The organism is Piscinibacter sp. (assembly GCF_050175855.1).
In the GTDB taxonomy this organism is placed as follows: Bacteria; Pseudomonadota; Gammaproteobacteria; order Burkholderiales; family Burkholderiaceae_C; genus Piscinibacter.
Map to the genome: position 1 here is coordinate 1 of NZ_JBFXIO010000151.1, position 10,976 is coordinate 10,976.

The 10,976-nt window shown below is 68.2% G+C and carries 13 protein-coding genes; 3 read left to right on the forward strand and 10 right to left on the reverse strand.

What is annotated here, in order from left to right; translation table 11 throughout:
- Positions 1-127: UvrD-helicase domain-containing protein (locus tag AB7U92_RS12965; protein ID WP_428577307.1), on the reverse strand; the 127-nt coding region annotated here is incomplete at its 3' end.
- A gap of 232 nt (positions 128-359) precedes the next feature.
- On the opposite strand from AB7U92_RS12965, the gene AB7U92_RS12970 reads away from it, so the two are divergent.
- Both AB7U92_RS12970 and AB7U92_RS12975 read left to right on the forward strand, forming a co-directional pair.
- On the forward strand, positions 360-680 hold the full coding sequence (locus AB7U92_RS12970) for a hypothetical protein (RefSeq protein WP_428577279.1): 321 nt from the start codon (positions 360-362) through the stop codon (positions 678-680).
- 37 nt (positions 681-717) lie between these two features.
- Complete coding sequence (locus AB7U92_RS12975; RefSeq protein ID WP_428577282.1) at positions 718-1,707, forward strand: AEC family transporter; 990 nt, start codon at positions 718-720, stop codon at positions 1,705-1,707.
- Between the two features lie 86 nt (positions 1,708-1,793).
- On the opposite strand, the gene AB7U92_RS12980 is transcribed toward AB7U92_RS12975, so the two are convergent.
- The 9 genes from AB7U92_RS12980 to AB7U92_RS13020 are packed head-to-tail and all read right to left on the reverse strand — an operon-like array spanning position 1,794 to position 8,884.
- Entirely contained in the window at positions 1,794-2,210 is a 417-nt protein-coding gene (locus AB7U92_RS12980; protein ID WP_428577310.1) for a F0F1 ATP synthase subunit epsilon, read from the reverse strand.
- Positions 2,211-2,222: 12 nt separating this feature from the next.
- Positions 2,223-3,635, reverse strand: a complete 1,413-nt coding sequence (gene atpD / locus AB7U92_RS12985; RefSeq protein ID WP_428577284.1) for a F0F1 ATP synthase subunit beta — start codon at positions 3,633-3,635, stop codon at positions 2,223-2,225.
- 34 nt (positions 3,636-3,669) lie between these two features.
- Positions 3,670-4,548, reverse strand: a complete 879-nt coding sequence (gene atpG / locus AB7U92_RS12990) for a F0F1 ATP synthase subunit gamma (RefSeq protein WP_428577287.1) — start codon at positions 4,546-4,548, stop codon at positions 3,670-3,672.
- Positions 4,549-4,568: 20 nt separating this feature from the next.
- The gene (gene atpA, locus AB7U92_RS12995) at positions 4,569-6,122 is read right to left on the reverse strand and encodes a F0F1 ATP synthase subunit alpha (RefSeq protein ID WP_428577290.1); all 1,554 of its coding nucleotides are present in this window, start codon (positions 6,120-6,122) and stop codon (positions 4,569-4,571) included.
- Positions 6,123-6,150: 28 nt separating this feature from the next.
- The gene (locus AB7U92_RS13000) at positions 6,151-6,684 is read right to left on the reverse strand and encodes a F0F1 ATP synthase subunit delta (RefSeq protein WP_428577293.1); all 534 of its coding nucleotides are present in this window, start codon (positions 6,682-6,684) and stop codon (positions 6,151-6,153) included.
- A gap of 2 nt (positions 6,685-6,686) precedes the next feature.
- Positions 6,687-7,157 (reverse strand): F0F1 ATP synthase subunit B, encoded by a 471-nt coding sequence (locus tag AB7U92_RS13005; protein ID WP_428577295.1) that lies wholly within the window; start codon positions 7,155-7,157, stop codon positions 6,687-6,689.
- A 50-nt stretch (positions 7,158-7,207) separates the two neighbouring features.
- Complete coding sequence (gene atpE, locus AB7U92_RS13010) at positions 7,208-7,471, reverse strand: F0F1 ATP synthase subunit C (protein ID WP_293433262.1); 264 nt, start codon at positions 7,469-7,471, stop codon at positions 7,208-7,210.
- Positions 7,472-7,528: 57 nt separating this feature from the next.
- Positions 7,529-8,386 carry a FoF1 ATP synthase subunit A gene (gene atpB, locus AB7U92_RS13015; RefSeq protein WP_428577298.1) on the reverse strand — a complete coding sequence of 286 codons (858 nt, stop codon included), beginning with the start codon at positions 8,384-8,386 and terminating at the stop codon, positions 7,529-7,531.
- A gap of 27 nt (positions 8,387-8,413) precedes the next feature.
- Complete coding sequence (locus AB7U92_RS13020; RefSeq protein WP_428577301.1) at positions 8,414-8,884, reverse strand: ATP synthase subunit I; 471 nt, start codon at positions 8,882-8,884, stop codon at positions 8,414-8,416.
- A 200-nt stretch (positions 8,885-9,084) separates the two neighbouring features.
- On the opposite strand from AB7U92_RS13020, the gene AB7U92_RS13025 reads away from it, so the two are divergent.
- Positions 9,085-10,976: protein-disulfide reductase DsbD family protein (locus AB7U92_RS13025; protein WP_428577304.1), on the forward strand; the 1,892-nt coding region annotated here is incomplete at its 3' end.

The following is a 10,976-nucleotide window of genomic DNA, read 5'->3' on the forward strand; positions in this document are numbered from 1 at the left end:
TCTTGCCCGAGCCGGCGCCCGCCAGCACGAGGCAGGGCCCGCCCAGGTGGTGCACCGCTTCCATCTGGGCCGGGTTGAGCGATGCGGGTTCGGACACGGGCGGTGGGCGGTGCGAGGGGCGCGCCATGATAGCGGGGGTGTTCGCCCCTGCCCGGCCCCACCCGGGGCGCGGGCAAAAGTCACAGCGCCGTCGGGCGGACCGCAACGCGCGGGCGCGGTGTTCGGTTGTTTTCGTTGCCTTACCGGTTCGTTTTGGTCGCGGCTCTTTTCGTTTGGTTTCGGCTTGGGCACAGTTCGCCTCGCCAACCCGGCTCCCGCGCCACCTGCGCCAGCCTCACGAAGGCCGCCGCGACAACGACATGCCACGAACCGTCATGCCCTCGCCCTCCGACACCCGCTGGAAGCGGGCCCTCGACAGCGTCCTGCGCCTGGCCGGGCTCGACCGGCCCGCGCCCGACGAAGACGAACACGACCTGCTCTTCCTGCGCCGCCTGATCAGCTCGCTGGTTCAGGACCTGCCCGCGCAGCCGCGCTGCGCGCTGGACGTGCGCATCCTGCAGGCGCGCAGCCGCGGCGAACTGTGGCACCTGCGTTCTCACCTGTTCGGCGCGATCTCGCTGCAGTTCGGCGAACACGAGGCTCGCGAGCGCCTGCAGCGGCTGGACGCGCACTGGGACTGAACGGCCGGCCCCACTTGCCGCTGCGATACTCGCAGCCATGCAGGCGATCCTGGCAGTCACGTTCCCCTTCTTCGCGCTCGTTCTCCTCGGCTACCTCGCAGTCCAGCGCGGCTACCTGCCCGAGTCCGCCATCCCGGGACTGAACGGCTTCGTGCTGTTCTTCGCCCTGCCGTGCATGCTGTTCCGCTTTGGCGCCAGCATGCCGTTCGCGCAGCTGATCGATCCGGTGCTGATCGCCATCTGGGGCGGCAGCGCGCTGTTGATGGTGGTGTTCACCATCGCGTTGACACTGCGCCGCACGCCCGACGGCCCCGGCGTCTCGATGAAGGATGCCGCCTTCGGCGCACTCGTGGCCGCCTTCCCGAACTCGGGTTTCATGGGTTTCCCGCTGCTGATCGGGCTGCTCGGCGAGAAAAGCGCCGGCCCGCTGATCGGCTGCATCCTGATCGACATCGTGTTCACCAGCTCGCTGTGCCTGGCGCTGGCGCAGCTTCGCCCGGCCAGCGAGACGGCGACGAAGCACGGACTGCTCGCACCGTTCGGCCGCGCGCTGCGCGGTGCGCTGAGCAACCCGCTGCCGTGGGCGATTGCGCTCGGCGCGCTGGTGGCCGCTACCGGCATCCCGCAGCCCGGCCCGGTGAAGGACATCCTGCGCATGCTCGGCGATGCGGCCACGCCGGTGGCGCTGTTCACCATCGGTGCGGTGCTGTGGCGCGCGCAGCAGCACGTGCACTCGCGCACGCCGCTGCGCGACTACCTGCCGGTGGCGCTGGTCAAGCTGTTCGTGCACCCGCTGCTGGTGCTCAGCGGTGGCGTGATCGCCAACGCGGCGGGCGCCAGCGTCTCGCATTTCGCGCTGCTGGTGCTGGTGCTCAATGCCGCGCTGCCCAGCGCCAGCAACGTGGCCATCCTGGCCGAGCGCTACGGCGCCGACAACGGGCGCGTGACGCGCATCATCATGGTCAGCACCGCGCTCGCCTTCGTGAGCTTCTCGGCGATCGCCTGGGTCTTCGGCGTGAGGAAGTAACCCCCCTTAGCGCCTCACGGCGCTCCCCCCAGGGGGCGCCGCCGGCGGCCCGGCGAAGCCGGTTCCGCGGCGGCCGCTGGATCTGCTTACTTGCGGCGCAGCTTCTGAATGGCGGCGAGCTGGGCCGCCATGGTGGCGAACTCGCTCTGCGCGGCGGCGAAGTCGATGTCGCTCTTGGCGTTCTTCATCGCCTCTTCGGCCAGCTTCTTCGCTTCCGTGGCCTTGGCCTCGTCGAGGTCGTGGCCGCGGATGGCGGTGTCGGCAAGCACCGTCACGCAGTGCGGCTGCACCTCGAGGATGCCGCCGGCGACGAAGACGAACTCCTCCTCGCCGTTGTCGGCCCGCTCGATGCGCACCGCGCCGGGCTTGATGCGGGTGATCAGCGGCGTGTGGCGCGGCAGGATGCCGAGCTCGCCGCCTTCACCGGGCAGTGCGACGAACTTCGCCTCGCCGGAGAAGATGTTCTCTTCCGCGGAGACGACGTCGACGTGGATGGTGGCCATCATCGTGGCTCCTTATTGGATCTTCTTGGCCTTCTCGAAGGCCTCGTCGATCGTGCCGACCATGTAGAAGGCCTGCTCGGGCAGCGAGTCGCACTCGCCATTGACGATCATCTTGAAGCCGCGGATGGTTTCCTTCAGCGGCACGTACTTGCCCGGCGTGCCGGTGAACACCTCGGCCACGTGGAACGGCTGCGACAGGAAGCGCTGGATCTTGCGCGCGCGGGCCACGGCCAGCTTGTCTTCCGGCGACAGCTCGTCCATGCCCAGGATGGCGATGATGTCGCGCAGCTCCTTGTAGCGCTGCAGGATGGCCTGCACGGCGCGCGTGGTCGTGTAGTGCTCTTCGCCGACGACGTTCGGGTCGATCTGGCGGCTGGTGGAGTCCAGCGGGTCCACCGCGGGGTAGATGCCCAGCGCGGCGATGTCACGCGACAGCACGACGGTGGCGTCGAGGTGGGCGAAGGTGGTCGCCGGCGACGGGTCGGTCAGGTCGTCCGCGGGCACGTACACGGCCTGGATCGAGGTGATCGAACCGACCTTCGTCGACGTGATGCGCTCCTGCAGGCGGCCCATTTCCTCGGCCAGCGTCGGCTGGTAGCCCACCGCGGAAGGCATGCGGCCCAGCAGCGCGGACACTTCCGTGCCGGCCAGCGTGTAGCGGTAGATGTTGTCGACGAAGAACAGCACGTCACGGCCTTCGTCGCGGAACGATTCGGCGATCGTCAGGCCGGTCAGCGCCACGCGCAGGCGGTTGCCCGGCGGCTCGTTCATCTGGCCGTACACCATCGCCACCTTCGACTCGGCGAGGTTGTCCTGCTTCACGACGCCGGAGTCCGACATCTCGTGATAGAAGTCGTTGCCCTCGCGGGTGCGCTCGCCCACGCCGGCGAACACCGACAGGCCCGAGTGCGCCTTGGCGATGTTGTTGATGAGCTCCATCATGTTGACGGTCTTGCCGACGCCGGCGCCGCCGAACAGGCCCACCTTGCCGCCCTTGGCGAACGGGCAGATCAGGTCGATCACCTTGATGCCGGTTTCGAGCAGTTCCTGCGACGGCGACAGCTCGTCGTAGGTCGGGGCCTTGCGGTGGATCGAGGCCGACAGCTCGGCGCTGACCGGGCCGCGCTCGTCGATCGGGTTGCCCAGCACGTCCATGATGCGGCCGAGCGTGGCCTTGCCGACCGGCACGGTGATCGCCGCGCCGGTGTTGGTGACCATCAGGCCGCGGCGGATGCCGTCGGACGAACCGAGGGCAATCGTGCGCACCACGCCGTCGCCGAGCTGCTGCTGCACTTCCAGCGTCAGCGCCGAGCCTTCGAGTTTCAGCGCGTCGTAGACCTTGGGCATCTGGTCACGCGGGAACTCCACGTCCACGACCGCGCCGATGCACTGGACGATCTTGCCCTGGGCTTGAGTGTTGGCCATTTGTCTTTCCTTCAATCGGTATTCGTGTGCGTGATCAGACGGCGGCGGCGCCACCGACGATCTCGGAGAGTTCCTTCGTGATCGCGGCCTGGCGGGTCTTGTTGTAGACCAGCTTCAGTTCGGCGATCAGATTGCCGGCGTTGTCGGTCGCGGCCTTCATCGCGACCATGCGCGCCGACTGCTCCGACGCCATGTTGTCGGCGACCGCCTGGTAGACCAGCGCCTCGATGTAGCGCGTCAGCAGCTCGTCGATGACGGTGGGCGCGTCCGGCTCGTAGAGGTAGTCCCAGCCGTACTGCGCCTTCTCGGCGGCGGTCTGCTGCAGGTGGTCGGCCGACAGCGGCAGCAGCTTCTGCACCTGCGGCTCCTGCTTCATCGTGTTGATGAACTGCGTGTAGCACAGGTAGACCGCATCGAGCTGGCCGGCGACGAAGGCATCCAGCATCACCTTGACCGGGCCGATCAGCTTTTCGAGCTGCGGCGCGTCGCCGAGCTGGATGGCGTGCGACACGACCTTGGCGCCGATGCGGTTCAGGAAGCCGAAGCCCTTGTTGCCGATCGCCACCGCCTCCACCGCGACGCCCTCGCCCTGCAGCTCGCGCATCTTGTTGGTGACGGCACGCAGGATGTTGGTGTTCAGGCCGCCGCACAGACCCTTGTCGGTCGTGACGACGATGATGCCCACCTTCTTCGCGTTGCCGCCCTGGCGCATGTAGGGCGACTGGTACTCCGGGTTCGCCTGCGACAGGTTGGCCGTGATGTTGCGGATCTTGTCGCTGTACGGACGCGCGGCGCGCATCCGATCCTGCGCCTTGCGCATCTTGGAGGCGGCGACCATTTCCATGGCCTTGGTGATCTTCTTGGTGTTCTCCACCGATTTGATCTTGCCGCGAATCTCTTTGCCGACCGCCATGGTCTAGCTCCTTGTGACGGTCAGGCGAAGGACTTCTTGAACGCCGCGATCGCGTTGTTCAGTTCGGCCTCAGCATCCTTGTCCATGGCCTTGTCCTTCTCGAGCTTGGCGAGCAGGCCGGCGTGGCTGGACTTCAGGTGCTGGTGCAGGCCGTGCTCGAACGGCAGCACCTTCTTGACGTCGATGTCGTCCATGTAGCCCTTGTTCACCGCGTACACCGAGGCAGCCATCAGGCTGATCGGCAGCGGCGAGTACTGCGGCTGCTTGAGCAGTTCGGTCACGCGGGCGCCGCGGTCGAGCTGCTTGCGGGTGGCGGCGTCGAGGTCGGAGGCGAACTGCGCGAACGCGGCCAGCTCGCGGTACTGCGCCAGGTCGGTACGGATGCCGCCGGACAGGCTCTTGATCAGCTTGGTCTGTGCAGCGCCACCGACGCGCGACACCGAGATACCGGCGTTGATCGCGGGGCGGATACCGGCGTTGAACAGCGAGGTCTCGAGGAAGATCTGGCCGTCGGTGATCGAGATCACGTTGGTCGGCACGAACGCGGACACGTCGCCGGCCTGCGTCTCGATGACGGGCAGCGCGGTCAGCGAGCCGGTCTTGCCCTTGACCTCACCCTTGGTGAAGGCCTCGACGTAGTCGGCGTTCACGCGCGCGGCGCGCTCGAGCAGGCGGCTGTGGAGATAGAACACGTCACCGGGGAAGGCTTCGCGGCCCGGCGGGCGGCGCAGCAGCAGCGAGACCTGGCGGTAGGCGACGGCCTGCTTGGACAGGTCGTCGTAGATGATCAGGGCGTCCTGGCCGCGGTCGCGGAAGTACTCGCCCATCGTGCAGCCGGAGTAGGCCGACACGTACTGCATCGCGGCGGACTCGGAGGCCGAGGCGGCGACGACGATGGTGTATTCCATCGCGCCGTTCTGCTCGAGCGCGCGCACCACGTTCTTGATCGACGAGGCTTTCTGGCCGATCGCGACGTAGATGCAGGTCATGTTCTGACCCTTCTGGTTGATGATCGTGTCGATCGCCACCGCGGTCTTGCCGGTCTGGCGGTCGCCGATGATCAGCTCGCGCTGGCCACGGCCGATCGGCACCATGGTGTCGATCGACTTCAGGCCGGTCTGCACCGGCTGGTCCACGCTCTTGCGCGCGATCACGCCCGGGGCGACCTTCTCGATCACGTCGGTCATCTTGGCGTTGATCGGGCCCTTGCCGTCGATCGGCTGGCCCAGCGCGTTGACGACGCGGCCGATCAGCTCGGGGCCGACCGGCACTTCCAGGATGCGGCCCGTGCACTTGACGGTGTCGCCCTCGGAGATGTGCTCGTACTCACCCAGGATCACCGCGCCGACCGAGTCGCGCTCCAGGTTCAGCGCCAGGCCGAAGGTCGGCTGGCCGTCCTTGGTGGCGGGGAACTCGAGCATTTCGCCGGCCATCACGTCGGACAGGCCGTGAACGCGCACGATGCCGTCGGTCACCGACACCACCGTGCCCTGGTTCTTGATGTCCGCCGAGGCGCCGAGGCCCTCGATGCGGCTCTTGATCAGTTCGGAAATCTCTGCGGGATTCAGATTCATGTCTTTCTCCGGGACGACCTGGCCACGCTCACGCGGACAGAGCCACCTTCATTTGTTCGAGTCGGGCCTTGACCGAGGTGTCGAGCACCTCGTCGCCGACGACCACGCGCACACCGCCGATCAGCGACGGATCGACCACCACGCTCACGTTGAGCTTGCGGCCGAAGCGCTTCTCCAGCGAGGCCACCACCTGCGGGAGCTGCGTCGCGTCGATCGGGAAGGCGCTGTACACCGTGGCGTCGGAGACGCCGGAGCGCGCATTGACCAGAGCATGGAACTGCGCAGCGATCTCGGGCAGCGCCGCGAGGCGGCCGTTGTCGATCACCGTGCGCAGCAGGTTCTTCGCCGCGTCGCCGAGCGAGAGCTTGGCCACCGTCGCGATCAGGTCGAAGACCTGTTGCGCGCCGACCTTGGGGTTGTCGGCGAACTGCCGCACCTGCTCGTGGGCGGCGACCTGGGCGATCACGCCCACCTGCGCGGCCACGTCGGCGGCGCCCTGCGCAGGCACCGCCTTGAACAGCGCCTCGGCGTACGGCCGTGCGATGGTTGCCAGCTCGGCCATGCTCAGAGCTCCGTCTTCAGGCGGTTGAGCAGGTCGGCGTGCACGGAGGCGTTGACCTCCTTGCGCAGGATCTGCTCGGCACCCTTGACCGCCAGCGCGGCGACCTGGTCGCGCAGCGCCTCGCGGGCCTTCACGGCTTCCTGCTCGGCCTCGGCCTTGGCGGCAGCGATGATCTTGGCGCCCTCGTCGGACGCGCGGCCCTTGGCCTCCTCGATCATCTGCTGGGCCAGGCGCTCGGCATCGGCCAGGCGCTGGGCGGCGTCGGTACGGGCAGCGGCGAGCTGCTCCTCGACACGCTTGTTGGCGCTGGCGAGGTCGGCCTTCGCCTTGTCGGCGGCCGACAGGCCGTCGGCGATCTTCTGCGCACGCTCGTCGAGCGCCTTCGTGATCGGCGGCCACACGAACTTCATCGTGAACCACACCAGGATCAGGAAGACGATCAACTGCGCAATCAGCGTAGCGTTGATGCTCACGTTGTTGCCTCTGGAACGTCAGTGAAATGTCGCGCGCGGGCGGCGACGACTTACTTCGGCAGGTTGGCGATCTGGGCCAGGAACGGGTTGGCCGTGGCGAACCACAGGGCGATACCGGTGCCGATGATGAACGCCGCGTCGATCAGGCCGGCCAGCAGGAACATCTTGGTCTGCAGTTCGTTCATCAGCTCGGGCTGGCGGGCGGCCGACTCGAGGTACTTGCTGCCCATGATGCCGATGCCGACACAAGCGCCGATGGCGCCCAGACCGATGATCAGGCCGGCGGCGAGGGCAACAAAGCTAATGACTTCCATGGTGGCTCCTTGATGGATTGAGAAAGAAAAGGGGGAGGGAAAACCGAGGTGCGCGGATCAGTGCGCGTCGTGGGCCTGACCGACGTAGACCAGCGTGAGCATCATGAACACGAAGGCCTGCAGGGTGATGATCAGGATGTGGAAGATGGCCCACACCGAGCCCGCGATGATGTGGCCGAGGAACAGCGCGATGCCGGTGCCCGACAGGGCCCAGGCGCCGCCCATCAGCGCGATCAGCATGAAGATCAGTTCGCCGGCGTACATGTTGCCGAACAGTCGCATGCCGTGCGAGACCGTCTTGGCGACGAACTCGATGATCTGCATGAGGAAGTTGATCGGGTACAGGAACCACTTGTCACCGAACGGCGCGGCGAAGAGTTCGTGGATCCAGCCGCCAGCGCCCTTGATCTTGACGTTGTAGACCAGGCAGACGATCAGCACGCCCAGCGACAGGCCCATGGTGATCGACAGGTCCGCGGTCGGCACGACGCGCATGTAGTCCTTGAAGCCCAGCGCCGGGCCGACGGAATGCCAGATCGCCGGGATCAGGTCGACCGGCAGCAGATCCATCGCGTTCATCAGGAAGATCCACACGAACACCGTCAGGGCCAGCGGCGCGACCAGCTTGCGGCTGGTGGCGTTGTGCACGATGCCCTTGGCCTGCGAATCGACCATCTCGACCAGCACCTCGACGGCGGCCTGGAAACGACCCGGCACGCCGGAGGTCGCCTTGCGCGCGGCCAGCCACAGCAGCCAGCAGCCGAGCACGCCGAGCGTGACGGAGAAGAACAGGGAATCGAGGTTGATGATGGAGAAATCCACCACCGCGGTCTGCTTGCCCGTCTGCAGATGCTGCAGGTGGTGAACGATGTATTCACCGGCGGTGGGCGCGTGCGCTGTGCCTTCTGCTGCCATGTTCGTCTTCTCGAGCTCGTTGTCGCTTCAGCGGGCGCGCCACAGCAGCGCGACCCAGTTCACCTTCATGCACACCACCATCGTGAGCAGCAGGGCGGGCCAGCTCAAGCCGGGCACCACCTTCGCCGCGATCACGAGCATGGCGATGGCCACCCCGATCTTCAGCATCTCCCAGAACAGGAACCCCGCGGCCGCAGCCACCGGAGAACCGGCCCCTCGCGTCATGCCGCGCGCCAGCAAGGCACCCGGCAACACCACGGCCAGCGCGCCGTACAGCGCCGACCAGGCGACCCCGCTGTGCTGCGTGAGCAGCCAGGCGATGGCCGCGCACGACAACCCCGCCACGGCCTGGGCCGCGACGACCCGCCAGGGCGAGACCTGCGGGAGTTTGGCCTTCAAGGCCTGTGCTTCTTCGCGAGACAGTGTCTTGAAAGGCGGATCCTGCGCCTCATCTGCGTAACCGGCGTGTCGTGCACCGTGGTCGATCGTGTCGGTCATGGTGCGCGGTCACGTCTGCAAGCAGCAAAGCCTCGGAATTATACGTGGTTACCCGGTCATTTCGACCGACCCCCGGTTCCGACGGGTCTTCGCCCCTGCCGCGCCCCTGTGGATGTACAGGAGCTGAGATGATCGCTGCGCATGTTCGGCCGGTTGCCTTACGTCACGCTTTTCGGGCCGGCCGCCTCGACAATTGCGGGTTGCTTCGTCTGCTTCTCACCACCATGCGTCTGCTGCGCGCGCTCTTCGCCGCCCTGCCCCTCATCCTGACCCTTCCCGCCTCGGCGCTGCCCGGCGGCGCGGCGACGGTCACCACCGAGCAGGTGCGCGCCGAGCTCGTCGCCCATGCGCCGCAGGGCGTGGCGCCGGGTCAGCCGTTGTGGCTGGGCCTGGCCATCGAACACCAGCCGCACTGGCACACCTACTGGAAGAACCCGGGAGATTCGGGCCTGCCGACCACGCTGCAGTGGACGCTGCCCGACGGCTTCAAGCCCGGCGAGATCGAATGGCCCACGCCGGCGCGCCTGCCGATCGGCCCGCTGATGAACTACGGCTACGAGGGCCGCCTGCTGCTGCCGGTGAAGGTCGAGGTACCGGCCGGTTACGCCGCCGACACGCTGACGGTGAAGCTGCGCGCCGACTGGCTGGTGTGCAAGGACGTCTGCATCCCCGAGGGCGGCGACTTCGCGCTGGACATCCCGGTGGCTTCGGCCTTCGCGGCGCGCGCGGCCGAGTTCGAGGCCGCGGCAGCGGCGAAGCCGCGCACGCTGGCCGATGCCAAGGCCACGGCGACGGTCGGCACCGACGGTCTGTCGCTGGTGGTCGACGGGCTGCCGGCGGCATGGGCCGGCAAGGCGGTCGAGTTCTTCCCCGAGGCGCCCGGCGTGCTCGACAACGCCTTGCCGCGCCCGGCGCGCTGGGATGGCCAGCGCTGGACGGTGCGCGTGCCGCTGTCCGACCAGCGCATCGACTCGCCCGCGCGCATGGACGCGGTGCTGGCTGCCTCGGGCGAGAAGGCTGGCGTGCGGGTCGGCTTCGACATCGCCGGTGCCTGGCCCGCCCCCGGCACCACGCCGAAGCCGGCCGCCACGCCGGCGCCTGCCCCCGCCGCGCCGCCGCTCGGGCTCGGCCTGGCGCTGTTGTTCGCGCTGGTCGGCGGCGCCATCCTCAACCTGATGCCCTGCGTGTTCCCGGTGTTGTCGCTGAAGGTGCTGGGCTTCGCCTCGCACGCCGACGACCGCCGCGCGCTGGCGCTCGGCGGCTTCGCCTACACCGCCGGCGTGGTGCTCTCGTTCGTGGCATTGGCTGCAGCACTGCTGGCGCTGCGCGCCGGCGGCGAGCAGCTCGGCTGGGGCTTCCAGCTGCAATCGCCTGCGGTGATCGCGGTGCTCGCTGCGCTGTTCACGCTGATCGGCCTGAACCTGGCTGGCGTGTTCGAGTTCGGCTCGGTGCTGCCGAGCAGCCTGGCGTCGCTGCAGGCCCGCCACCCGATGGTGGACTCCTTCCTGACCGGCGTGCTCGCCGTGGCGGTGGCCTCGCCCTGCACCGCGCCGTTCATGGGCGCCTCCCTCGGCTTCGCCGTCACCCTGCCGGCGTCACAGGCCCTGGCCGTATTCGCCGCGCTCGGCCTGGGCATGGCGCTGCCTTACCTCGCCGCCAGCCTGTGGCCGGGCCTGGCCCGGCTGCTGCCGCGCCCGGGGGCCTGGATGGCGCGCTTCAAGGTGCTGATGGCCTTCCCGATGTTCGCCACCGTGATCTGGCTGGTCTGGGTGATCGGGCAGCAGGTCGGCATCGACGGCGCCTCGGCACTGCTGGCCGTGCTGCTGGCGCTGGCCTTCATCGTCTGGGCACTGGGCACGCCGGGCATCGGCGGCATCGGCCGCGCGGCCTTCGGTGCGATCGGCGTGCTGAGCCTGGCCGCGGCGCTGTCGTGGATGCTGCCGACGCTGCACGCGTCGGCGGCCAGCTCGCCGGCACGCAGCGGCGAGGCCGGCTCGGCCTGGGAGCCCTGGAGCGAGCAGCGTGTGGCCGAGTTGCGCGCCGCCGGCACGCCGGTGTTCGTCGACTTCACCGCTGCCTGGTGCGTGACCTG